Annotated in this window: 21 protein-coding genes; 17 read left to right on the top strand and 4 right to left on the bottom strand. The window is 70.6% G+C overall.

Translation table 11 applies throughout. The features are described 5' to 3' along the window. Positions 1-1,134: serine/threonine-protein kinase (locus tag KRR26_RS04570; RefSeq protein WP_217079206.1), on the bottom strand; the 1,134-nt coding region annotated here is incomplete at its 3' end. 206 nt (positions 1,135-1,340) lie between these two features. Beyond that, positions 1,341-2,441, bottom strand: a complete 1,101-nt coding sequence (locus KRR26_RS04575; RefSeq protein ID WP_120201162.1) for a hypothetical protein — start codon at positions 2,439-2,441, stop codon at positions 1,341-1,343. A gap of 215 nt (positions 2,442-2,656) precedes the next feature. Here KRR26_RS04575 and KRR26_RS04580 point away from each other — a divergent pair, with 215 nt between their 5' ends. The 4 genes from KRR26_RS04580 to KRR26_RS04595 all read left to right on the top strand — a co-directional run bounded on the left by KRR26_RS04580 (position 2,657) and on the right by KRR26_RS04595 (position 5,784). Then, a complete protein-coding gene (locus KRR26_RS04580) occupies positions 2,657-3,628 on the top strand; it encodes a zinc-binding dehydrogenase (protein WP_236068314.1) in 972 nt (323 codons plus the stop codon). Next, the gene (locus KRR26_RS04585; RefSeq protein WP_217079208.1) at positions 3,625-4,443 is read left to right on the top strand and encodes a glycerophosphodiester phosphodiesterase; all 819 of its coding nucleotides are present in this window, start codon (positions 3,625-3,627) and stop codon (positions 4,441-4,443) included. The genes KRR26_RS04580 and KRR26_RS04585 overlap by 4 nt, the downstream gene beginning before the upstream one ends. 14 nt (positions 4,444-4,457) lie before the next feature. Next, on the top strand, positions 4,458-5,231 hold the full coding sequence (locus tag KRR26_RS04590; RefSeq protein WP_120201168.1) for a deoxynucleoside kinase: 774 nt from the start codon (positions 4,458-4,460) through the stop codon (positions 5,229-5,231). Between the two features lie 79 nt (positions 5,232-5,310). After that, positions 5,311-5,784, top strand: a complete 474-nt coding sequence (locus KRR26_RS04595) for an acyl-CoA thioesterase (protein WP_120201170.1) — start codon at positions 5,311-5,313, stop codon at positions 5,782-5,784. Between the two features lie 74 nt (positions 5,785-5,858). Here KRR26_RS04595 and KRR26_RS04600 read toward each other — a convergent pair whose 3' ends face one another. Further along, on the bottom strand, positions 5,859-6,242 hold the full coding sequence (locus KRR26_RS04600; protein WP_120201172.1) for a HesB/IscA family protein: 384 nt from the start codon (positions 6,240-6,242) through the stop codon (positions 5,859-5,861). A gap of 128 nt (positions 6,243-6,370) precedes the next feature. Between KRR26_RS04600 and moeB the strand changes: the two genes are divergently transcribed. Together moeB and KRR26_RS04610 are read left to right on the top strand one after the other, a co-directional pair. Beyond that, positions 6,371-7,531: a molybdopterin-synthase adenylyltransferase MoeB gene (gene moeB / locus KRR26_RS04605; protein ID WP_217079209.1), complete on the top strand. Its 1,161-nt coding sequence runs from the start codon at positions 6,371-6,373 to the stop codon at positions 7,529-7,531. Between the two features lie 27 nt (positions 7,532-7,558). Beyond that, the gene (locus KRR26_RS04610; RefSeq protein ID WP_120201176.1) at positions 7,559-7,891 is read left to right on the top strand and encodes a rhodanese-like domain-containing protein; all 333 of its coding nucleotides are present in this window, start codon (positions 7,559-7,561) and stop codon (positions 7,889-7,891) included. Here the strand turns inward: KRR26_RS04610 and KRR26_RS04615 are convergent. Then, entirely contained in the window at positions 7,885-10,131 is a 2,247-nt protein-coding gene (locus KRR26_RS04615; protein ID WP_217079210.1) for a serine/threonine protein kinase, read from the bottom strand. The two genes, KRR26_RS04610 and KRR26_RS04615, sit on opposite strands and share 7 nt — an antisense overlap. A 114-nt stretch (positions 10,132-10,245) precedes the next feature. On the opposite strand from KRR26_RS04615, the gene KRR26_RS04620 reads away from it, so the two are divergent. The 11 genes from KRR26_RS04620 to KRR26_RS04670 all read left to right on the top strand — a co-directional run bounded on the left by KRR26_RS04620 (position 10,246) and on the right by KRR26_RS04670 (position 22,493). Continuing rightward, positions 10,246-11,034, top strand: coding sequence for a hypothetical protein (locus tag KRR26_RS04620; RefSeq protein ID WP_217079211.1), 789 nt, complete (start codon positions 10,246-10,248; stop codon positions 11,032-11,034). A 211-nt stretch (positions 11,035-11,245) separates the two neighbouring features. Continuing rightward, a complete protein-coding gene (locus KRR26_RS04625) occupies positions 11,246-12,406 on the top strand; it encodes a hypothetical protein (RefSeq protein ID WP_120201181.1) in 1,161 nt (386 codons plus the stop codon). Positions 12,407-12,420: 14 nt separating this feature from the next. Beyond that, positions 12,421-13,134 (top strand): VTC domain-containing protein, encoded by a 714-nt coding sequence (locus tag KRR26_RS04630; protein ID WP_217079212.1) that lies wholly within the window; start codon positions 12,421-12,423, stop codon positions 13,132-13,134. Positions 13,135-13,140: 6 nt separating this feature from the next. Beyond that, positions 13,141-14,847, top strand: a complete 1,707-nt coding sequence (gene tmk / locus KRR26_RS04635; protein ID WP_217079213.1) for a dTMP kinase — start codon at positions 13,141-13,143, stop codon at positions 14,845-14,847. A 12-nt stretch (positions 14,848-14,859) separates the two neighbouring features. After that, on the top strand, positions 14,860-15,564 hold the full coding sequence (locus tag KRR26_RS04640) for a DUF4956 domain-containing protein (protein ID WP_120201186.1): 705 nt from the start codon (positions 14,860-14,862) through the stop codon (positions 15,562-15,564). A gap of 98 nt (positions 15,565-15,662) precedes the next feature. Further along, entirely contained in the window at positions 15,663-16,979 is a 1,317-nt protein-coding gene (locus tag KRR26_RS04645) for a metallophosphoesterase (RefSeq protein WP_236068315.1), read from the top strand. Further along, complete coding sequence (locus tag KRR26_RS04650; RefSeq protein WP_217079215.1) at positions 16,970-18,421, top strand: RsmB/NOP family class I SAM-dependent RNA methyltransferase; 1,452 nt, start codon at positions 16,970-16,972, stop codon at positions 18,419-18,421. The genes KRR26_RS04645 and KRR26_RS04650 overlap by 10 nt, the downstream gene beginning before the upstream one ends. A 24-nt stretch (positions 18,422-18,445) precedes the next feature. Beyond that, the gene (locus tag KRR26_RS04655; protein WP_120201192.1) at positions 18,446-20,224 is read left to right on the top strand and encodes a M61 family metallopeptidase; all 1,779 of its coding nucleotides are present in this window, start codon (positions 18,446-18,448) and stop codon (positions 20,222-20,224) included. Between the two features lie 47 nt (positions 20,225-20,271). Continuing rightward, positions 20,272-20,721 (top strand): carboxypeptidase-like regulatory domain-containing protein, encoded by a 450-nt coding sequence (locus KRR26_RS04660; RefSeq protein ID WP_236068316.1) that lies wholly within the window; start codon positions 20,272-20,274, stop codon positions 20,719-20,721. A 270-nt stretch (positions 20,722-20,991) separates the two neighbouring features. Continuing rightward, a complete protein-coding gene (locus tag KRR26_RS04665) occupies positions 20,992-21,861 on the top strand; it encodes a ribonuclease HII (RefSeq protein ID WP_217079216.1) in 870 nt (289 codons plus the stop codon). Further along, the gene (locus KRR26_RS04670) at positions 21,858-22,493 is read left to right on the top strand and encodes a hypothetical protein (protein ID WP_120201198.1); all 636 of its coding nucleotides are present in this window, start codon (positions 21,858-21,860) and stop codon (positions 22,491-22,493) included. The genes KRR26_RS04665 and KRR26_RS04670 overlap by 4 nt, the downstream gene beginning before the upstream one ends. Positions 22,494-22,523: the final 30 nt, after the last annotated feature.

Raw genomic sequence — 22,523 nt, forward strand, 5'->3', positions numbered from 1 at the left:
CGGCACCGTCGTGCTGCTCGCGCGCGCGCCCGGCGTGGGCGTGGCTGTGGCGACCGGCGGGCGCGGCGGCGGCGCCGTGGGCGAGGGCCGAGACACCGGCGCGGTGGGCTCCGCGGAGATGGGCGGCGTGGCGCGCGGGGCCGACAGCGGCACCGTCGCGTCCTTGCGTCCCGCGGGCGCCGCCACCGGGATGTGGAGGATGGTCCGCTCCTCCTCCTCCCCGAGCAGCCGGGAGATGTAGTCGGCCACGTCCGTGCTCTGGCGCAGCGTGCCCGAGGCGAGGAACGCGTCCAGGTCCGCCTGCACGTCCGCGGCGCGCTGGTAGCGCTGCGCGCGGTCCTTGGTCAGGCACCGCATCACGATGCGCGAGAGCACCTCCGGGTAGTCCGGGCGCATCAGGTGCGGCGGCGAGGGGTCCTCATACCGGATGGCGTAGAGGATGCCCTCGGTGGTGGGCTTGGCGAAGGGCTGCCGGCCCGTGCTGATCTCGTACAGCATGGAGCCCAGCGCGAAGATGTCCGCGCGATGGTCCAACCGCTCCTGCATGACCTGCTCGGGCGCCAGGTACAGGAACTTGCCCTTGATGACGCCGGGCTTGCTGCGCTCCATGAACGCGCCGGCCTTGGCGATGCCGAAGTCGACGAGCTTCACCCGCCCGTCGTAGGCAATCATCACGTTCTGCGGGCTGACGTCCCGGTGGATGAGCTCCAGCGGGCGCCCATCCACGCCCCGGCTGTGGTGCGCGTAGTCGAGCCCGCCCGCCACCTGCGCGCAGATGCGCGCCGCCACCCCGTACGGAATCGCCGTGCCGAACTTGGACTCCTCGGCCATGACGCGCCGCAGGTCCACGCCCTCGACGTACTCCATGGCGATGAAGATGTTCTCGCCCAGCTTCCCCAGCTCATGCACCTGCACGATGTTGGGGTGATGGAGCTGCGCGGCGATGCGCGCCTCGTCCAGGAACATCTGGACGAACTCCGGCTCCTCCGAGAGGTACGGGAGGATTCGCTTGAGGACCACCAGCTCGGGGTTCGGCGGCTCCTGGGCCAGGAACAGCTCTGCCATCCCTCCCACCGCGAGCCGCTTGATGAGGAGGTACTTTCCGAACGGAATGGCCGTCTGGGGCGAGCTCACGGGAACTTGGGTGTGCCTTCTGGTTGAACGGTGGACCTTTTCCGGAGCTTACCTGCAATCAGGAGTCAGGGGGAGCAACGGCACCTCCCGACGGACAGCCTGGATCCAGGAGGGGCCCCCTGGAAATAAAAAACCGCCCCCCGCGACAGGCGCGAGGGGCGGCATGAGGGCAGGCCGGCGCGAATGCCCGGCCCAGGCCCCAAGGCCTACGGGGGGCTCCCAGCGTCGAACTCGCCCACCGCGTCGCCGCAGTTATCCGGGTAGATGACGTAGGTGAACTTCTTGGTCGAGCCCGGCACCGTGCCGTTGAGGCGGCGGCAGGTCAGGACGTCCGTGTTGTTGTCCGTGCCGTCGCACTGCGCGAACGAGTACGTGTCCCAGACGCCGCTGATGCCGTTGGGGAACCGGACCGTGCCGCCGTTGCGCACCGCCGCCTGCCAGTCACACCGGATCACCGTGCCGCCATCCGACAGGTGCTGGTCGCGGGTGTTGTCGTGGTTCACGAGGATGCCGTCGGCGACCTCGAAGCCGTAGAACACCGCCGGCCCCCCGTCCGTGCCGGGCGCGTCGATGCGCGCGAACGCCGCCGGGGTCGGGTTGGTCATCGCGATGTCGCCCGTCAGGTGCACGCGCGTGCCCGCGTAGCCGGCATCCGCCTGGCTGGAGGCCTGCATCGCGTCCTTCAGGTTCTGCACCGTCACTTCGTTGTCCGCCGGGCGCGACGCCTTCACCTTGAAGGTGATCTTCAACGGCTTCGAGTTCTTGAAGTCGTTGACGACCTTCTGGCGGTAGGCGCGGAACTGCTCGTAGGGGAGGTCCGTGTTGACGAAGCCTTCCACGTCAATCTTGTCACCCACCGTCGGGTGATAGTCCGTGGGCGTGTCGCTGTAGAACTTGTCGACGAAGATGCCCTCGGTGGGACGCGCGGGGTCCGTCACCCAGAAGCGCGAGCGCCAGTCCTTGCCGTTCTGGTCGCTGAGCTTCTCGTACTCGATGCTGGTGATGACCACGTCGTGCAGCGTGACCGGCGTGGCGAACTTGAGCTTGCGGATCTCCGGAATCGTCGGGCCCGTGTTGCTCCCGGCATCCGTGCCCGCGTCCGGCTTGATCTCCGTGCCCGAGTCCGGCTTGATCTCCGTGCCCGAGTCCACGCCGGCATCGAACCCGGCATCCTGGCTGCACACGCCGGTGCAACCCGGGTTCTCGGGGCCAGGGCCCTCTTCATCGCGCCCCGAACATCCCGCCGAAACCATCATCGCGGTAGCCGCAACCACCGCTGCGGCGCCCAGCGCCTTGCGCAGTTCCATCACTGAAGTTCTCCTATTCGTTGGGGCGCCACACTTCTTGAAGTCCGACGCCGGTCGGCCTGAGGATGACGGGCCTTATACCGGCGCCCCGCGGGGGGCGGCAAGGAACGCCGCGGCATGCTGCCGGTGACACCTCTGTGAACCCGGGAGACATCCGCATGAAGGCCGTGGCGTTTCAGCAGCACGGAGACGAGAGAGTCCTTCAAGTCGTGGAAATGGCAGACCCTCCCGTGGGCGCGCGAGAGGTGCGAGTCCGGGTCAAGGCCGTGGCCCTCAACCATCTGGACGTGTGGGTCCGCCAGGGCTGGCCCGGGCTGAGGCTGGAGCTGCCGCACGTGCTCGGCAGCGACATCGCTGGCGTGGTGGATCAGGTGGGTGCGGAGGTCACCGACCTGGCGCCGGGCACCGAGGTGCTCGTCAATCCGGGACTCTCGTGCGGCGCGTGCGAGCGGTGCCTCACGGGCGAGGACAACCTGTGCCGTCAGTACCGGCTGCTCGGTGAGCACGTGCGTGGCGGTTACGCCGAGTACGTGAGCGTGCCGCGCCAGAACATCCTGCCCAAGCCCAGGGAGCTGACGTTCGCGGAGGCTGCCTGCCTGCCCCTCACCATGCTCACCGCGTGGACGATGCTGGTGCGCCGCGCGGAGCTCAAGCCAGGGGAGACGGTGCTGGTGCACGCGGCGGGCTCGGGCGTGGGCAGCGCGGCGGTGCAGATCTGCAAGCTCATGGGCGCCACCGTCATCGCCACGGCCTCCACGGAGGAGAAGCTGCGGCGAGCCAGGGAGCTGGGCGCGGACCACACCATCAACTACGTGGAGCAGGACTTCTTGGAGGAAGTGAAGCGGCTCACCTCGCGGCGCATGGTGGACGTCGTCTTCGAGCACACGGGCGCGGCCACCTTCGACAAGAGCGTGGCGTGCCTGCCGTACGGCGGGCGGCTCGTCACCTGCGGCGCCACGTCTGGCCATGAGGTGAAGCTCGACCTGCGGGTCCTCTTCTACAAGCGCATCTCGCTCCTGGGCTCCACCATGGGCTCCAAGGGCGACCTGTTCCGCGTGCTCAAGCTCGTGCAGGACCAGAAGCTGCGGCCCGTGTTGGACCGGACACTCCCTCTGGCCGATGCCGCACACGCGCATCAATTGCTGAAAGACCGCTCGCAGTTCGGCAACATCGTCCTCATCCCATGACGTTCCGCCCCGCCTTCCTCCACGGACTGAAGCCCACGCTGCACATCGCCCACCGAGGCGGTGCACTCCTCGCGCCGGAGAACACCTTGGTGGCCTTCCGCCAGGCCGTGGAGCGCTACCACACGGACATGCTGGAGCTGGATGTCCACCTGTCGCGCGACGGCGAGTTGGTGGTGGCGCACGACGAGACGCTGGAGCGCTGCACGGACGGCACGGGCCCCCTGGCCGCGCTGACGCTGGCCGAGCTCCAGCGCCTGGACGCGGGGCACGGCTTCACGCCGGATGGCGGCGCCCACTTCCCCTTCCGAGGCCAGGGCGTGCGGCTGCCCACGCTGCGCGAGGTGCTGCGCGCCTTCCCCTCCCTGCGCCTCAACGTCGAGCTGAAGCCAGACACCCCGGGCATCGAGCACGTGTTCGCGTCGCTCCTGCGCGAAGAGGGCGCGATGGACCGGGTCTGCATGGGCAGCGAGTTGGACGCGGTGGGCGAGAGGCTCGTCACCGCCCTCCCCGATGCGTGCCACTTCTACCCGCGCGATGCGCTGGCCGCCGCCGTGCTCAGCTTGAAGGCGGGCGAGCCCCCACCGGAGGACTCGCGCTACCACGTGCTCGACATGCCGCTGTTCTTCGGCGAGGTGCGGCTGGTGGACCCGGAGCTGCTCGCCTGGGTGGCGTCGCGCGGCAAGTGGCTCAACGTGTGGACGGTGGATGATCCGGAGCAGATGGACCTGCTGCTCCAGGAAGGGGTGGGTGGAGTCATGACCGACCGACCCGACCTGCTGCGCCAACGAATGGACGCCTTCGGCAAGCCGGGTTAAGCCCAGGGGCCCCTATGCCCCGTCCCAGCGCACGCAAGCGCCCGCGTTCGGTCGCGTCCCCTCCCCCGCCGGCTCCCGCCTCCACGCCGGAGCCGACTCCGTCCCCCGCGCCGCCCGAGGCTCCCGCGCGCAAGCCGCGCAACACGGTGCGCACCAAGGCGCCGCTGTCCCGGCGCTTCCTGGCGCTCGCGGGGAACATCGGCGCGGGCAAGACGACGGCCGCGAAGATGCTCAGCCAGTCCTTCGGCTTCGAGCTGTTCGACGAGCCCGTCATCGACAACCGCTTCCTGCGTGACTACTACACCGACATGAAGCGGTGGTCGTTCACGCTCCAGTTGGAGTTCCTCATCCGGCGCGTGGAGCACCACGAGCTCATCCACTCGGTGCGCAAGAGCTGCGTGCAGGACCGGACGCTCTACGAGGACCCGGAAATCTTCGCCAAGTACCTGCACGGCCTGGGGCACCTGACGGACTCGGAGCTGGACCTCTACTACGAGTACTTCCAGCGGCTGTCGCGCAACATCGTGCGGCCCGACAAGGTCATCTGCTTCGAGGTGGGTTCGGTGGACATCCTCCTGGACCGCATCCGCACGCGCGGGCGCGAGGAGGAGAAGGGCATCGGGCGCGACTTCCTGCGCGGGCTCAACGGCTACTACACGAGCTTTCCCCAGGTGCTCCAGGAGAAGTACGGCGTGGACTGCCTGGTGCTGGACGTGTCCCAGCAAGACATCCGGCGGGGCCGCGGCCGCGAGGAGTTCCTCGACCGCGTGTCTTCCTTCCTGGCCTGACGGGCATCCGTCACGCCGCATCCCAGGTGTACCCGTGCATTCGACGACGCCGAAGAAGTCCCGCGACTCGGAAGTGGTGATGACGCAGCTCATCCTTCCGCCCGACGCCAACAACCTGGATGCCGCGTTCGGTGGAAAGGTGATGCAGTGGATCGACATCTGCGGCGCCATCGCGGCCCAGCGTCACTGCCGCGAAGTCGTCGTGACGGCGTCCATGGATGACCTGCACTTCCACGCCCCCATCCGCGTGGGGTGGATTGCCCTCTTGCACTCGCGCGTGCTGGCCACGTTCCGCACGTCCATGGAAGTGGGCGTCACCGTGCACGCGGAGAATCCGCTGACGGGCGAGCGGCACCTCACCACCAGCGCCCTGCTCACCTTCGTGGCGTTGGACAGCGCGGGGCAGCGCGTGCCCGTGCCCGGGCTCATCCTGGAGACGGACTCCGAGCGGGCGGCTTTCGCCGAGGCCGAGGCTCGGCGCGCCCAGCGCATCGCGCGCCAGAAGGAGAGCCAGTCCTGGCTGAAGGTGATGACCCCGTTCGCCGGGGCCTGAAACACCCCGGGCCGGGAGGGGCGCCATGAGCACCCGCTTCCGGCCCGCGAGTTGTCATCGGAATGCGGCGTGGCTCAGGTCGTGAACGACGTGCCGCAGCCGCACGAGGACTTCGCGTTCGGGTTGTTGAACTTGAAGCCCGCGCCGGTGATGGCGGAGACGTAGTCAATCTCCGTGCCCAGCAGGTAGTTGGCGCTCAGGGCGTCCGTGGCGATCTTCACGCCGTCCTGCTCCCACATGGAGTCGCCGGCCTTGCACTCCTTCACCAGGTTCAGGTCGTAACCCAGGCCGCTGCAGCCGGCGGGGACGACGCGGATGGAGAAGTAGTAGCCCTCGAAGCCCTGGGCCTGGATGACGCTCTTCACCTGGGCGATGGCGGCGCTCGACAGGCGAACCGGAACTTCGGGGCTGGGCTGGAAGGCCGGCGCGGCGGTGGGCGTGGAAGGGGTGGTATCCATGTCCTTGAGTCTCCTCTGAAAAAAGCCTCATAACGCCCTGGCCCGCTGAAAACCAGCGGCCGCGCGCCGGAGCGCCCCCTTCTTCAACAGGAGGACGCCCTCCGAGCCCCGGGTTATACCCGGCGGACATGGCGCCCACCTTTCGAGAGCTCCTGGCGGCGGTGAAGTTGGAGATTCGCGAGGTCTCCGTGGAGGAGCTGCGCCAGTTCCTGGACGCCCGGACGCCCGTGAAGCTGGTGGACGTGCGCGAGGCGGACGAGTACGCGGGCGGCCGGCTGCCCGGCGCCCTGCACATCCCCCGAGGATTCCTGGAGCTGCGCATCGAGGAGCGTGCCCGGCGGGACGAAGCGCTCGTCGTGTACTGCGCGGGTGGAACGCGCTCGGCGCTCGCGGTGAAGACCCTGCGGGACATGGGCTACGTCAACGTCGCCTCCCTGGCGGGTGGGTTCAACCGGTGGAGCGACGCGGCCCTGCCGGTGGAGAAGCCCGTCGTCTTGAGCGCCCAGCAGAAGGAGCGCTACCGCCGCCACCTCATGCTCCCCGAGGTGGGCGAGGAGGGACAGGCGCGGCTGCTCGGCGCGCGCGTGCTGCTCCTGGGCGCGGGCGGGCTCGGCTCTCCCGCCGCGCTGTACCTGGCCGCCGCGGGCGTGGGCACGCTGGGCCTCGTCGACTCGGACGTGGTGGACTTGAGCAACCTGCAGCGGCAGGTGATTCACACGCAGGAGCGCCTGGGGCAGCCGAAGGTCGAGAGCGCGCGGGCGGCCCTGGAGGCCCTCAACCCGGACGTGAAGGTGGTGCCCATCCAGGAGCGGCTCACCGCGGCCAACACGCTGCGCATCCTCGAGGGGTTCGACCTGGTGCTCGACGGGGGCGACAACTTCCCCACGCGCTACCTGCTCAACGACGCCTGCGTCCTCACGGGAAAGCCCAACATCCACGGCTCCATCTTCCGCTTCGAGGGACAGGTCACCACGTTCCTCCCCGGCCAGGGGCCCTGCTACCGTTGCCTCTATCCCGCGCCGCCGCCGCCGGAGCTGGCGCCCTCGTGCGCCGAGGCGGGCGTGCTCGGCGTGCTCCCCGGCGTCATCGGGCTGCTGCAGGCGACCGAGGCGATCAAGCTCATCCTCGGCCAGGGCGAGCCGCTCGTGGGCCGACTGCTCACCTTCGACGCGCTCGGCTCGCGCTTCCTGGAGCTGCGCTCGCGAAGGGATCCGAGCTGCCCCACGTGCGCGCCCGGCGCCCGCGTGGACCTGGTCGACACCGAACGCTTCTGCTCCACTGGCGGGTAACACCCGCGCGCCCGAAGGACGCACGCCATGCCCATCCCCGAAATCATGCCGGCCGACCTCGCGCGCCTCCTCGCGGGCCCCGCCGAGTCGCGCCCCGCGCTGCTCGACGTGCGGTTCCCCGAGGAGCACGAGATGGTCGCGCTGCCCCACTCCGTGCTCATTCCGCTGCCGGAGCTGCCGGATCACGACGAGGCGCTGGAAGCCTTTCGGGGCCGGCCCGTGGTCGTCTACTGCCACCACGGCGTGCGCAGCCTGGATGGCACCGCGTACCTGCTGTCACGCGGGCTGGAGGCGGTGTCGCTGCGCGGTGGCATCGACTTGTACTCGCGGACGGTCGACCCCGCCCTGCCCCGCTACTGACCCAGGGCGGAGGTGACGTCCAGGGTGACCTCCGTCGTCTCCCCTGGCTTGATGATGGCCTCGAAGAAGACGGGGTCCTTGAACTTGGGACCGCGCAGCTCGAGCTTCTGCTTGCCCTCCATCAGCGACAACTGGCTGCCGGGGAGCCCCACGCGCTGATTGTCACGCATGATGGTCAGCCCCGTGAGGCCCTTGGGGGTGATCTTCAAGCGGAGGTTGCCCTCCTTGAACGTGCGGTCCAGGACCTTCACGTCCCCGGGCTCACCGAAGGCGAGCACGTCCGGATCCTCGACGTAGATGCCCCGGTCCTCGTTCTCCAGGATGAGCGTGTCCTGCAGGTGCGCCCCGTCCTTGCGCGTGAAGGGCGCGAAGCCCAGCACCGTCACGGGCTCGGCCGCGCTACAGCGCTCGGTGTGCTTCACGGACACCTTGACCTTCTCATTGGTGTTGACCGTGAGCCACACGCCCTGCCCGTCCGACGCGGTCGAGTTGAGCACCTTCAGGATGGGCTTGTGGAACACGCCGAGCACGCCGAGCAGGCCCACGATGAAGCCAATCATCGCGACGTTCCGGAACTCGATGCCCCGGCGCATCTTGCGGTCGTCGGCGGCGATGACGCGCTCAGGACGGCGCTCGGACTCCTCGGAGTCCTCATCGCGAGGCGCGGGCCGAGGCCGAGGCGCGGCCGCGACTTGATCCACGCGGCTGGACGTGCGGCGACGAGGCGGCTCCGACTCGGCGGCGGCCTGCACCATGCCCGTGCGGCGGCGCGGGGGCGGCTCCGGCGGCGGCAACATGGTCCGCTCGTCGTCCGCCTCCTCATCCATCGGGTGCACGCCCGAGCGTGAGCGAGGCGGCGGCTCCTCGGCCATGGGCGCGACGCGCGACTGCGTGCGCCGGGGCGGAGACGAAGGCTCAGCCCCCCCCGCGCGGCTCAGGTCCGAGCGGGAGCTGGTGCGCGCCACCTGGGTGGCGTTGGGATTGGACGTGGACGTACCCCGGCGCGCCGCGGGCTCCGCCACGCTGGTGCGACGCCGAGGAGGCACCTCGACGCCCGTGCCCGAGGGGGCCTCCCACTCGTTCGGCTCCTCGGGCTGGACTGCCGGAGCCACGCTGCTGCGGCGCGGAACGGACGTGCGAGACGGAGACGAAGCGCGCGAGCGATCACGCGGAGCCGACTCACCCGGAGGAGCCTCCCAGCTCATGTCCATGGTGGCCGGGCGGTTGCGGCCCCGGTCCGGCTGCGCGGGAGGGCTCGAGCCCGAGCCGCTCGCCTCTTCGTCCACCGGCACGAACTGGCCCTGCTTGCGCTCCTCCTCCAGGCGGTCCGCGAACAGCGTCTCCATCAACTCGGAGATCTGCACCGAACCCGCCACCCAGCGCTGGCTGACGAGCAGCTCCTCCAGCGCCGTCTGGAACTGGCGGGCCTCGCGGTAGCGGTCGTCGGCGTTCTTCGCCAGCGCCCGCATCACCACCGCGTCCATGTCCTCGGGCACGTCCGCCACGGCGGAGGGCACCTGGATGGCGCACTCCATGGCGGCCTGGAGCGTGGCCAGCTCCGAGTCGCGCTTGAGCGGCCGGTGTCCGGTGAGCAGTTCGTACAGCACCAGGCCGATGGCGAAGATGTCCGCGCGCGCGTCCAGCGGCCGGCCCGCGGCCTGCTCGGGCGCCATGTACGCGAACTTGCCCTTGATGGCGCCGGACTTGGTGAGCGAGGCCTGGTCCGCCGCCTTCGCGATGCCGAAGTCCACCAGCTTCACCGAGCCGTCGAAGCTGATGAGGATATTCTGCGGCGAGATGTCCCGGTGCACGACCTTGAGGGGACGCCCCGCGTCATCCGTGCGCGTGTGCGCGTAGTACAGACCCTCGCAGGCCGAGGCGACGATGCGGATGGCCAGCGGACGCGCGATCCACTGATTCGCGCTGTACGCCTTGCGCATCACCCGGCCCAGGTCCTCGCCGTGGATGAACTCCATGGCGATGTAGTAGGTGCCGTTGGCTTCGCCGAACTCGTAGACCTGCGCGATGTTCGGATGGTTGAAGCGCGCCGCAATCAACGCTTCGTTGCGGAACATCTCCACGAATTCGCGGTCTTCCGCGAGATGCGGGAGGATGCGCTTGACTACCAGGTTCTTCTGGAAGCCCTCGATGCCCATCTGGCGCGCAAGCCAAACCTCGGCCATGCCACCGGTGGCGAGCTTCTTAAGGAGCTGGTATTTCCCGAAAGATTGAGGGTTCATCCCGGGGTCTCGCCGGGGGGAGCGAACTCGGTGGAAGGCGTCAAAGCAGCGCATCCTAGGCGACACACCGCGATGAGGCAAAGGTGTCTGAGAAGGTTTTCCTGGACACCCCTCTTGTGGGTCTGGCTGTGGGCCATGCAGGCGGCCGCGGAGCCGGCGGCGGATCAGATCAACGTGGAGCGCCGTGGCGGCGTGCTGGAGCTGTCCTGGCAGGACGCCGAGGACCGGCTGCAGGGCTCCTTCACGCCGGTCACTCCTCGGCCTGAGACACCGCTCCAGCTCACCTTGAGGGTGAACAGCTTCGAGGGGCCCGCCTTCGAGGGGCCCATCACCGTCACCTTCCAGCAGGAGGGCGCCCTGTCTCAGCAGACCGTCACCCTGCAACGGGACGGCAAGAGCTGGCGCACGGAGTTCACCCCGCCGAGCACGGGGACCTGGCAGGTCGACGTGCGTTTTCGCACCACGCGGCTCAAGGTGCTGCACACGCACTTCGACGTCACGTCCAGCCCTCCTCCCAAGGAGCTTGCCTGGGCGCTGCTCGGCGCGGGCGTCGTGGCGGCGCTGGTGCTGGGCGCGCGCAGTCTCCTGAAGCGCGAGGGTGAACCGGAGCCCCGGGTGGATGAGACCCAGCGTGCTGTCGCCGTGACCCAGGTGGCGCCCACCGCGGTGCCCGAAGCGGGCAGCGTGGTGCCCACCGAGCCCCGTGACGCAAGTGCCTCCACCTCCTCCGAGGCTCCTCCCACGGGTGCATCGGACGACAAGGGGGCCACGGTCATGGAGGAGCAGGCCGCCTCGGCGCCCACCGAGGCCGCGCCGGTGCCTGAAGGTTCCGTCCCGGCGCCCCACGAGTCCTCGGCGGGAGCGCCGGTGGAGACCTCGCCGGACCGCGGCAGCGGGCAGTAACGCGCCACTTCTTACAGGGGGCCGTTACAGGCTCCCTCGCCCTCCGAGGGAAAAAACCTTCCCAGGCCGGGGCGCGCCCATTCCTCTGGGGACGGCCGAATCACGACGCGGGGCCCGTGCGCGCGTCGGCCACCACACACCGCCTCGAGGCATTCCCCCTAGGCACCCTGGTTGCACCAGGGGCCTGCGACTGCGGCGGGAGGCGAGGGGAATGGTGGGGTGGCGGTTGGCTGAACAGGAGTGGCGGGGACTTCTCGCCGCAGTCCTCCTGGGGATTCCGGCGGGAGCGGGGGCGGAGCGGGACGAGGGCGGGCCTCCGCCGGACCCCAGCGAGTCGGTCACCCAGGCCGAGCCCCCATCGCGTGCGTCGGGTGGCGCGGAGCACGCGGCGGCGCCTCGCAAGGTGAAGCCCGCGGACTCGATGGGCGAGGACCCGGCGGGTGCGGACAAGGTGGATGACGCGGCTCAAGATTCGGACGCTCCCGTCCACTCGCTGCGACTGTTTGGACGGGTCTTCGCGCAGGCGCGAGCGGATGAACGGGCGAACTACGCGCGTTCGCTCAGCATCCCTTCCGCGCGCGTGGGCGTGGAGGCGTCCTTCCCCAACGTGGACGCGGAGCTGAGCGCTGACCTCGCCTCCAAGTCCATCCTGAAGGACGCGTTCGTGCGGCTGTCCAACGACTCGAAGCGGCTGCGCCTGTACGGCGGCCGGTTCAAGGCGCCCTTTCTTGAGCGCGAGCTGGGCTCCTCGTGGACGCTGCCGTTGCAGGGGCGCGGACTGGTGGCCGACTATCTGGTGGACACGAATGACCTGGGGGGACGTCGCCTGGGCGTGATGGGCGAGGCGCGGTGGAAGGAAGCCTGGGGCCTCAAGGTGTCCGCGGGCCTCTTCCAAGGCGCCGAGGGCGAGACGGGCGAGCGACTCAGCGAGGACGGCGCGATGCGCGTCACCCTGCACCCGCTCAAGCGCCTCACGGTGGGCGCCAGCACCTATCTCACGCAGGTCTTCGATGGCACGCGCCAGTACGCGCTCTCCACCGACGCGCAGTTCCAGGCGGGCGCGCTGCTGCTCGCCGCCGAGGGCGTCGCCGGGCAGGTCGCGATGGGGCCCTTCACCGCGCAGCTCGTCCTGGCGTCGTGGCTGGTGGGCCTGGGGCAGCAAGGCTGGGCGCTCCAACCGGTGCTCGGCGCGGAGGCGCTCCAGCTTCGCATCGACGCGGTGACGAAGACGGGCCACGCCTTGGTCGGAGGCCTCAACCTGTTGCTGGCCGACCTGTTCAAGGTCCAGCTCCAAGTGGAGCGCGCCCTGCGGCCTGGAGAACCAGCGGCCGCGCTGGAGCTGTCGCTGCAACTCGCCACCCGCTTCCAGTGAGTCGGAGTCCGCCCATGCGCTCGTTCGCCGAAGGCGATGTCACTCGGCTGCGCCGTGAGTTCAAGCTCGTGCTCGAGGAGCGCCAGGTCGCGGCGCTCCACGACCGGCTGTCCCAGGAGATGGAGGGCGTGTCGAGCCCGCCCACCCGCATCGTGTCGGTCTACTTCGACAAGCCGGGCTGTCCCCTGGCGCTGCGCGCGCTGCGCACGCCCGAGGACTGCGTCAAGGTGCGCACGAAGGAGTACGCGCCGGACCTGGGCGCCGAGGGCCACGAGCGCGTGGTGCTGGAGGTCAAACGGGAGCGCGGAGGCGTAACCCAGAAGCGGCGTCTGTGGGTGCCGCGTGCGCGGCTCGGGCAGGCGGTGCGCGGGGGCGCGCGGCTGCTGCCCCTCATCGCGGGAGGCAGTCTGCGGCCCGTGCTGGCGGTGACGTATCAGCGCCACGTGTATCAGGTGGAGGAGACCTGGCGGGTGACGATGGACCGGGACATCGGCTTCCACGCGATCACCCCGGAGGTGGCCCTGGGCGACACGGCGCTGACCGTCGAACGACTGGGCGTGCCCGTGGCGAGGGACTCGCGCGTGGTGGTCGAGGTGAAGCACCTGGGGCGGGAGCTGCCCGGGTGGCTGGGCGCGCTTCATGTGGAGGGCGCGCCGGCCTACAGCAAGTTCGCGGAAGGCATGGCACGCGTCCACGCCTTCACGGCGGCCGGGGCGACGGGGGGATAGGGCACTGTGTTCATCGACTTCGAAGGCATCGACGGCAGCGGCAAGACAACGCTGTCCAACCTCCTGGCCGCGCGGCTCAAGCGGCTTGGATACAAGGTGGTGCACGCGCGTGAAGGTGGCGAGCTGCAGTCATCCACCGCGCGGCGGATCCGGGAGCTGACGCGCGACTCGCGCCTGTTGGAGATGACCTCGCGCGCCGAGTTCTTCCTCAACCTCGCGCGCGACGCGCAGCAACTGGAGGAAGTGGTGGCGCCCGCGCTGTCTCGCGGTGAGGTGTGCATCACGGACCGCTACCTGCACTCGCAGCTCGCGCTGAGCAGCGGGGGCCGGGGGCTGCCCATGGATGCCTTGCAGGGTGCCTGTGAGCTGGCGGCGCAGGGGCTATGGCCCGACCTGATCATCCTGGTGGACGTGGACCCAGAGATGGCGCGCCTGCGCAAGCGCCTGGGCAAGGTCCAGGGAGGACGCGCGCAGGACGCCGACAGCCGCAAGGGCCTGTCCGGCGCGGGCCTGTCCGTGCGCGTGCGCGAGTCCTTCCTCGCCATGGCGCGGAAGGATCCGCACCACTGGCTCATCTTGGAGAACAACGAGCAGCCCCTGTGGGTGTTGGAGCAGCGGCTGGTGGAGGCGGTGGTGGCGCGGCTGGAGCAGCGCGAGCTGCCCGTGCAGCGGCTGGTGCCCGCGCCTCCGGCCCCGCAGCCGGGTGCGACATCCGTGGCGGATGTGGAGTCGCGATTCTTCCTCGCGCTGGATGCGCTGGAGACTCGCGAGCCCCATCTGGCCGCCTGGATGCTGGGCCGCATCCCGGGCCTGCCCGCGCATCAACGGCGCCTCGCCCTGGCCGAGCGCTACCCCGCCCTCATCGCGGGCGGACTGCTCGGTCTGGATGACGAGGCCGCGTGGGACTTGCGGGAGGCGCTCGCGGCGACGACGCCCACGAGCGTGGCCAGCGGGCTGGAGGCGCTCTCGTCACCGCGCGCGGATGCCCTGCGCTTGAGGCTGTATGCCCAGGCCACGCCGGAGGTTCTCGCCAGCCTGACGCGCCATGACTCCCCCGAGGCCTGGGCGCTGCGCGAGCGCGGCCTGCGCGACGGACGGCTGGCTGATGTGCTCGCGGGCCTGGGAGGCGTGGACGGAGACGATGCCTGGGAGGTGCGCGAGGCGGGCATGCGGCGCGAGCTGTACGGGGCGATCGCGCTCAGCCTCGCGGGGCTGGACTCGGCGCGCGCCGAGGCACTGCGCCAGGAGCTCGTGCCTCACGACCGGTTGGCGGTGCTGCGCAGCACCACGGGATTGGACACGCCGGTGGCGAGGACCCTTCGGGCCCAACTCGAGGGCAAGGCGCTGAAGCTGGTGCTGCGCTCGGTCACGGGGCTCACCACGGACGACGCGTGGGCCTTGCGCGAGCGCGGCGCGACGCGGACGAAGGAGGCCATCGACTCGTTGGATGGCCTGGATGATCCACGCGCCTGGAGACTGCGCGCCCGCCACGCCCGACAGTGGACCTGCACGGTGGTGTCTTCGCTGCGCGGCCTGCCGCTCGGTCCCGAGGCACGCGTGTTGCTGGAGCGCGCGCTGGAGGCGCATCCGGGGCGCCTGCCGGTGCTGCGCAATGCCTATGCCGTCGTGGCCACGGCGCGCGAGGCGGCGCGCTCGGGCCGTGCTCCCCGCTCCGGGACTCAACCGAGCCCCACGGTTCAACTCGAATCCTAGGAGGCCGCCGACATGGACACCGCGTTCGCGCCCCTGATGCAAGAGGTACAGACCGAGCTGCACGCCTTCTCCCTGGCGTCCATGGTTCCGCGCATGCTGGCCGCGGTGCTCATCGGGACACTGCTCTCGCTGAGGCCCTGGCGGCCCCTGCTGGGCCATCCCCTGCCCCGCGCGGAGATGGTGCAGGCCCAGGTGCTGCTGTGCGCCGCGGCGGCGGTCATCACGACCGTCATCGGCAACAGCGTGGCCAAGGCCTTCGGGCTCGTGGGATTGGGCGGCTTCGTGCGCTTCCGCTCGGGGCTGAAGGACCCTCGTGACGCCGCCATCCTCTTCCTGGTGATCGGCTTCGGCATGGCGTGTGGACACGGGAACCTCGTGCTAGCGGCCATGGGCACGGCGTTCACCACCGTGCTGCTGTTCGTCCTCGACCTCTTCAATCGGCCCGCGAAGACGGCGGCCCGGCAGCGGCTGCTGCTCAGCGCCCAATCCGATGACCTCGTCGGAGCGGAGGCCGCGCTGCGCAAGGCCCTCGGAGACCGAAATGTGCTGGTGAAGAGCTGCGCGTTGGACTTCGACGGCCGCCGGCTGGAGCTGGAGGTCGAGGAGTCCGAGCCGGGCATGCTGGCCGCGGCCATGGGCCGCACGGTGGGCCCGCCCCTGCGGGGGCTGCGGTGGACCGCGATGGCGCCCCGGAGCACGAAGGAGGACTCCGCATAAAGCCCGGATGGACTGGACGGCCCGGACCGAGGAACGAAGCGCCTGTGACGTGACGGCGCCCTAGCGACACGCTCGCGCGGGGGGATGGCATGGCGCACATGCGCATCGGGTGGCTCCTCGCGCTGCTGCCCTGGCTCGTGAGGGCCCAGGCCGCACCTGTGCCCTCGCTGATCCGCGAGCCGTACCTCCAGAAAGTGGAGCCGACCCAGGCCCTCGTGGCCTTCCGCCTGTCCACCGACTGCGTGGCCCAGGTGGACTATGGCGTGGGTGATGAGCACCGGCTCGCCACGTCGCGAGACTCGGGGCGCATCCACGCGGTCTCGCTCACGGGCTTGGCTCCAGGGACTTCGTACCGCTACGCCATCCGCGCCTGCGGGCTCCAGTCCGCCGACCATGCGCTGCGCACCGCCCCGGCCCCCGGCTCGCGCTCCGCGCATTTCGTGGCAGTGGGAGACCTCGGCACGGGCGGCGGAGACCAACGGGCCATCGCCGAGCGCATGCGCACGCGCCAGCCGGAGCTGTTCCTCGCGCTGGGAGACCTCGCCTACGCCTCCGGCACCGAGGCGGAGTTCCAGGCGCACTTCTTCCAGCCGCTGGCCCCCCTGCTCTCCGAGGTCCCCCTCTTCACCGCGCCCGGCAACCACGAGTACGTGACGAACGAGGCACAGCCGTACCTCGACAACCTGTACCTGCCCAGTGGCAACCCGCAGGGCACCGAGCGCTACTACGCGTTCGACTGGGGACCCGTGCACTTCGTCGCGCTCGATTCCAACTGCGCGCTGGGGATGGCCTCACCCGCGCACTGCACCGCCGCCGCGCAGCGGGCCTGGGCCGAGACGGACCTGACCGCGTCGCGGCTCCCCTGGAAGGTGGTCTTCTTCCACCACCCACCGTGGTCCAGCGGGACGCACGGCTCGCAGGTCACCGTGCGTCGCCAGTTCGGGCCCATCTTCGAGCGCGCGGGCGTGGACCTCGTGCTCTCCGGGCATGACCACGACTACGAACGCACCCGCCCCATGCGCGGCGACGTCGAGGCCCGCCCGGGCGAGCGCGGCATCCCCTACCTCGTGGTGGGGGGAGGCGGCGCAGACCTGCGTCGCTTCCCCGGTGCCACCCCCACCTGGAGCGCCCGACGGGACGACACGCGCCATGCCTTCCTGGAGGTCGTGGTCCAAGAGGGTACCCTCACCGCCTGGGCGATGACGCCCACGGGCGAGATGTTGGACGGCTTCGTCCTGAACAAGCCCCTGCCCCCTGGCCCGGCCCCTTCGGGCCCGACGCGCGGTGTCCTCCCGAGCCACCCCATCCCCCGTCGGGGTTTCCAGGAAACCCAGGGTCCCGAGGGGCTTCCCGCACATCAGCGCTTGTCAACCCGGCCCGGGGAGTGCGATGGCCCCAGTCCTCCATGGCCATGAAACGAAAGTCCGGGCCGTCCCGCCGGCATGCCTCCACCTCCTCGCCCTCCTCGTCGCGCGCGCCCGGCGAGCGCCCGGGCAAGCGGCCCAAGCCGACCGCCGCCGAGAGCGCCACCCGGCCCATGCGCGAGGACCTGGTGCTCCAGGCGAGCCTGGAGGCCTACGGACTCGTGCGCCACGAGGGCCGCCTGTCCGACCGGGCCCTGGACTTCGTGCTGCGCCGCAAGACGAACCTCTACTCGTCCGAGCGCCGCGCCGTGGCCGAGCGGGTCTACGCGCTCCTGCGCCGCCAGCGCACGGTGGACTTCCTCCTCGGCCGCGCCCACAAGCGCTTCGACTCGCTGGACACCACGCGCCAGGACGTGATGCGGCTGGCGGCCTCGCGCGTGCTGTACGGGGAGTCCCCGTCGATGGTGGCGCGCACCAGCGCGCTGAGCAGCTCGGAGGCCGCCGTGCTGGACGCGCTGCCGAGCGCCGCCGCCGCGCTGGAGGCCCTGCCCGAGAACGAGCGCTTCGCCATCGCCGCGTCGCTGCCGGACTTCCTCGCCGAGCGCTTCCGCGACGTCTTCGGCGCCGAGGCCGCCCGCGCCGCCGAGGCGATGAACGAGCGCGCCCCGCTGACCGCGCGGGCCAATCCCATCCAGGGTGACCGCACCGCGCTCCAGGCCCGACTCCAGGCCGAGGAGGTGCAGTCCAAGCCCACGCCGCTGTCCCCGTTCGGGCTCGTGTTGGAGACGCGGCTCAACATCTTCTCCCTGGAGGCCTTCCGCGAGGGCGGGCTGGAGATCCAGGACGAGGGCAGCCAGCTGTTGGGCATGCTCGTCGACGCGCCGCCCACCCGCGTGGTGGACGCGTGCGCGGGCGCGGGCGGCAAGACCCTCCAGCTCGCGGCGCAGATGAAGAACCGCGGCGACCTGCACGCGTTGGACATCGACGAGCGCCGGATGGACGAGCTCAGGAAGCGCGCGCGGCGCGCCGGTGTGCACAACGTGCGCACGCTGCTCATCCCGCCAGAGGGTCCCGAGGTGGACACGGCCCTCGAGCCCCTGAAGGAGAAGGCGGACCGCGTGCTGGTGGACGCGCCGTGCAGCGGCACGGGCACCTTCCGCCGCAAGCCAGACGCGCGCTATCGCCTGACGCCGGATGATCTGGCCATGCACGTGACGCGGCAGAAGACGCTGCTCGCGCGCTTCGCCCAGCTCGTGAAGCCCGGCGGCCGGCTCATCTACGGCACGTGCAGCGTGCTGCGCGAGGAGAACGAGCAGGTCATCGAGCACTTCCTCGCCCACCATCCAGAGTTCACGGTGCGCCCGGTGTCCGAGGTGCTCGGCGCCGAGCTGGGCGCGAAGCTCGGCCCCGGGCCGTATCTGCGACTCGCACCGCACACCCATGGCACGGACGGCTTCTTCGGCGCCGTGCTCGTCCGGGCCAAGCGCCCGTAGGACCTCCGCACGAGGGACACGTCCATGTTGGAAGCGGTCCACTATCGCGTCGCCATGCCTCGGCCGCACACGCACCTCTTCGAGGTCGAGGCCCGCTTCCCCTCGGGCCCGGATGTGCTCGAGGCCCTGATGCCGGTGTGGACGCCGGGCAGCTACCTGGTGCGCGAGTTCGCCCGGCACGTGCAGGACGTGTCCGCGCAGGACGCTCAGGGGCGCCCGCTGCCAGTGTCGCGCGTGGACAAGCGAACGTGGCGCGTGCAAGCCGGCGGGCAGGCCGTCACGCTGCGCTACCGCGTCTACGCCAACGAGCTGACGGTGCGCACCAGCCACCTGGATGGCAGCCACGGCTACTTCAACGGCGCCACCGTCTTCCTCTACACGGAGGCCACCCGGCGCCTCGCGCATCACGTCACCGTGGTGGCCCCCGAGGGCTGGCGAGCCTTCTGCGCGCTGGAGCAGCAGGACAGCGCGTTCGTGGCCGACGACTTCGACGCGCTCATCGACAGCCCCTTCGAGGTCGGGCCGCACACGCCCCTGAGCTTCACCGCCGCGGGCGTGCCCCATGAAGTCGTGGTGTGGGGCGACAGCGTGCCGGACGCGGAGAGGCTCTGCGCGGACCTCCAGCGGGTGTGCGAGACGCAGGCGCGGATGTACGGCGGCGCGCTGCCCATGAAGCGCTACCTGTTCCTCGTGTACCTCACCGACAAGGGCCGGGGTGGGCTGGAGCACCAGGCGTCCACCGTGCTCGTCTTTCCTCGGCTCGGGCTGGGCTCGCACCGCGGATGGGAAGACTTCCTCACCCTGGCGGCGCACGAGTACTTCCACCTGTGGAACATCAAGCGGGTGAAGCCGCGCGCGCTCGTGCCGTTCGACTACGCGCAGGAGAACTACACCACGCTGCTGTGGGCCTTCGAGGGCGCCACGGCGTACTACGACAACCTGCTCGTGCGCCGCGCGGGGCTCATGTCCGCCGCGCGCTACCTGCAACGGCTGGGCGAGACCCTGACCGCGCTCCAGTCCACGCCGGGCCGCAAGACCCAGACGCTGGCCGAGTCGTCGCTGGTGAGCTGGGTGAAGCACTACCGGCCGGACGAGAACTCCCTCAACAGCGCCATCTCCTACTACCTCAAGGGCGAGGTCGTCTCCGCGCTGTTGGACCTGGAGCTGCGCCGCGCGACCCAGGACGCGCGCGGCCTGGACGACGTGATGCGCGGGCTGTGGCAGCGCTACGGAGATGGCTCCGGGGTTCCCGAAGCTGGCGTGGAGGCGCTGGCCAGCGAGCTTGCGGGCACGGACCTCACGCCCTTCTTCGACCGCGCGGTGCGCTCCACTGAGGAGCTGGACTACTCGCTGTTCTCGCACGTGGGCCTGGAGCTGCGCCTGCGCCCGCGCGAGTCCGCGGGCGACAAGGGCGGCAGCGCGCCCCGCGTGAAGGCCCATGAGCAGAAGCCCAAGGGATGGCTGGGTGTCACGACGAAGGGGCAGGCCACGCTCGCCTCCGTGTTGGAGGGCTCGCCCGCGATGGAGGCGGGCCTCTATCCCGAGGACGAAGTCGTCGCGCTGGACGGATGGCGCGCGGACGGCGCGGCGCTGGTGGCGCGCTGCGAGGACAAGCGCCCCGGCGAGACGGTGCGCGTGACGCTCTATCGCCGTGACCGCCTGCTGACCGTGCCGGTGGTGCTGGGGCAGAAGCCCGCCGAGGCCGCGTACCTGGTGCGGGTGGACAAGCCCACCGACACACAGAAGGCCGCGTTCCAGGCCTGGCTCGGCGCGCCGTGGGACGAGGCCCCCGGCCCCAGCTAGCACCGGACTCCCGGCGCGACCGGAGCGACTTCCGGGCGACAGTCGCGTTGCCAGCGACACCGCTCCGCCCCACCTTCTCCTCCATGGCGCGGGTGGGCGGGACGGGAGCGAAGCGGAGGCGCGGGTCGTGGCGCTCGGGAATCCTCGGGCTGCTGCTGCTGGCGGGGTGCGACGACGCACCTCGCGGCTCGCGGACAGAGTCCGCCTGTCAACCGGATCCGCTGGCACTGCACGTGGAGGTCGTCGCGGCCGACGGCGCGTTGGTGCGCGGCGCGACGGTGGTCGCCACCAACCTGGACTCGAATGTCAGCATCACCGCCCTCACCAATGACCACGGTGTCACCACCGCCATCGACGAGGTGCTGGCCCCGGGCCCCTTGCACGTGGTGGCGACCGCGGGCTCCAAGACGTCCTCCGCGGTGCGGGTGGAGTGGACGTGCGACCCGTGCCACTGCGCGCCGGTCCCCCCGGACCTCCGCCTCCAGCTGAGCGAATGACAGCCCGGGCGCTGTGGGCGTCCCGGTGAAATCCGCCCGAGGCCCTCCTCTGGCGGTTGTGCCGACCCCACCGCCTGGGATACGGCTTACGCCATGCGTCACGTCCTCGCGGCTGTCCGATGCCCGGCCTCCCTCCCCTTCTTGGCGGCGGGACAGCGGTGCGCTCGGACGGACGAGGACCGGGCATGTTGTGGGAGCGCGCGTGTTGGCAGTGTCCAGCAGGTCGTTCCCCCGGATACCTCTAGGGCATAGCCCTTCGCAGGCCCCGTCATGTCCGTCGACAGCGTGGAATTGCTTCTCCAGTGCTCGCTCTCCGAGCTGACCGAGCGCTACGTCAATCTGGCGCAAGCGGTGCCCCAGGGGCTGCTCCAGGCCCTGGAGGCAGATACCCGTCAGGGCGCGCGCACCCTCGCTCGCCGCATCCGCGCCCGGCAGGAGAAGAACCGCGCCGAGGGACAGCGGCTGCGGCACCTGCTGCGCTTCGAGACCGAGCTGTGGGAGCAGGGGCTGCTGAAGGTCGCGGGGGTGGATGAGGCGGGCATGGCGCCGCTGGCCGGCCCCGTGGTCGCCGCCGCCGCCATCCTCCCCAAGGGCTTCAAGCTGAAGGGGCTGGATGACTCGAAGAAGATTCTCGACGCGGAGAAGCGCGAGGCGCTCGCCGTGGCGATCAAACGCGACGCAGTGGCGTGGGCGATAGGCCAGGCGGAGGTCGAGGAGATCGACCGCCTCAACATCTACCACGCGGGCCTCCTCGCGATGCGCCGGGCCGTCGAGGGGCTCTCACACCGGCCCGACTATGTGCTGGTGGACGCCCGCACCATCCCGGAGTGCCCGGCCCCCCAGCGCGGCATCATCCACGGCGACGCCCTGTCGCTGAGCATCGCCGCCGCCTCCATCCTCGCGAAGACGACGCGCGACCGGCTCATGGGCGAGTTGGACGCGCGCTATCCCGGCTACGGACTGGCAGCGCACAAGGGCTACCCCACCGCGCAGCACTTCCAGGCGCTGCGCGAGCGCGGCGTGCTGCCCATCCACCGTCGCTCGTTCGCGCCGGTGCGCGAGGCGCTCGGGCTGGATGCGCCCGGCCCCGTGCAGACGGACCTGTTCGCGCCTCGCGCCAAGCCGGCGGGCTCGCCATGAGCGCGGACCGGGACATCGACGGATGGCTGGCGGAGCGCGGCCTCACCCTGACCGAGACGCGCGCGCGGGCGCGTGAGGTGCTGGAGGGCGCGGGCCTCACCCGCCAGGGCAAGGCGCGCATGAGCGAGCCCAAGCTCTTGCGCGCCGCCGAGCTGCTCACCGAGCGCTTCTTCCCCGTCTGCGCGGATCCCGCCTGCCTCCAAGTGGCGCGAGCGAGCGGGCGAGAGCCCCTGCGCGTGGAGCCTCGCAGCCACTGCGCCCGGTGCGGAGGCTCGGCCAATCACCGCGCCGAGGTGGCCTTCCTGGAGGCGTGCCGACGCCATGGTGTCCACCGGGTGGTGGTGGTGGGCGGCTCTCCCGCGGTTCGAGAGGAACTGGAAGCCAAGCTGGGCGAGCACATCGCGCTGCGGATGGTGGATGGGACGGAGCGGCGCACCGCGGACCGGGCGAAGAGCGACTTGGAGTGGGGAGACCTGGTGCTTGTCTGGGGTGCAACCGAGCTGCACCACAAGGTCAGCGGCCACTACACGCACGGGCCGTCGATCCACCACCACAAGGTCGTTCACGTGGTACGTCGAGGCGTGGCCGCCCTGTTGGACGAGGCCATCATCCACCTCCAACGAGGCCCGTAGTCCGCCATGAAACCCGCGGGTGTTGACGTG

It is taken from the genome of Citreicoccus inhibens (assembly GCF_019039035.1).
Classification (GTDB): domain Bacteria; phylum Myxococcota; class Myxococcia; order Myxococcales; family Myxococcaceae; genus Citreicoccus; species Citreicoccus inhibens.

What these genes read in the sequence shown, in the direction of transcription:
- KRR26_RS04595 (WP_120201170.1), top strand. Translation starts at nt 5,311, where the DNA reads ATGACGCAGCTCATCCTTCCGCCCGACGCCAACAACCTGGATGCCGCG.
- moeB (WP_217079209.1), top strand. Translation starts at nt 6,371, where the DNA reads ATGGCGCCCACCTTTCGAGAGCTCCTGGCGGCGGTGAAGTTGGAGATT.
- KRR26_RS04575 (WP_120201162.1), bottom strand. Translation starts at nt 2,441, where the DNA reads ATGGAACTGCGCAAGGCGCTGGGCGCCGCAGCGGTGGTTGCGGCTACC.
- KRR26_RS04645 (WP_236068315.1), top strand. Translation starts at nt 15,663, where the DNA reads ATGCGCATCGGGTGGCTCCTCGCGCTGCTGCCCTGGCTCGTGAGGGCC.
- KRR26_RS04580 (WP_236068314.1), top strand. Translation starts at nt 2,657, where the DNA reads ATGGCAGACCCTCCCGTGGGCGCGCGAGAGGTGCGAGTCCGGGTCAAG.
- KRR26_RS04630 (WP_217079212.1), top strand. Translation starts at nt 12,421, where the DNA reads ATGCGCTCGTTCGCCGAAGGCGATGTCACTCGGCTGCGCCGTGAGTTC.
- KRR26_RS04590 (WP_120201168.1), top strand. Translation starts at nt 4,458, where the DNA reads ATGCCCCGTCCCAGCGCACGCAAGCGCCCGCGTTCGGTCGCGTCCCCT.
- KRR26_RS04600 (WP_120201172.1), bottom strand. Translation starts at nt 6,242, where the DNA reads ATGGATACCACCCCTTCCACGCCCACCGCCGCGCCGGCCTTCCAGCCC.
- KRR26_RS04625 (WP_120201181.1), top strand. Translation starts at nt 11,246, where the DNA reads ATGGTGGGGTGGCGGTTGGCTGAACAGGAGTGGCGGGGACTTCTCGCC.
- KRR26_RS04670 (WP_120201198.1), top strand. Translation starts at nt 21,858, where the DNA reads ATGAGCGCGGACCGGGACATCGACGGATGGCTGGCGGAGCGCGGCCTC.
- KRR26_RS04610 (WP_120201176.1), top strand. Translation starts at nt 7,559, where the DNA reads ATGCCCATCCCCGAAATCATGCCGGCCGACCTCGCGCGCCTCCTCGCG.
- KRR26_RS04640 (WP_120201186.1), top strand. Translation starts at nt 14,860, where the DNA reads ATGGACACCGCGTTCGCGCCCCTGATGCAAGAGGTACAGACCGAGCTG.
- KRR26_RS04585 (WP_217079208.1), top strand. Translation starts at nt 3,625, where the DNA reads ATGACGTTCCGCCCCGCCTTCCTCCACGGACTGAAGCCCACGCTGCAC.
- KRR26_RS04655 (WP_120201192.1), top strand. Translation starts at nt 18,446, where the DNA reads ATGTTGGAAGCGGTCCACTATCGCGTCGCCATGCCTCGGCCGCACACG.
- KRR26_RS04615 (WP_217079210.1), bottom strand. Translation starts at nt 10,131, where the DNA reads ATGAACCCTCAATCTTTCGGGAAATACCAGCTCCTTAAGAAGCTCGCC.
- KRR26_RS04650 (WP_217079215.1), top strand. Translation starts at nt 16,970, where the DNA reads ATGGCCATGAAACGAAAGTCCGGGCCGTCCCGCCGGCATGCCTCCACC.
- KRR26_RS04665 (WP_217079216.1), top strand. Translation starts at nt 20,992, where the DNA reads ATGTCCGTCGACAGCGTGGAATTGCTTCTCCAGTGCTCGCTCTCCGAG.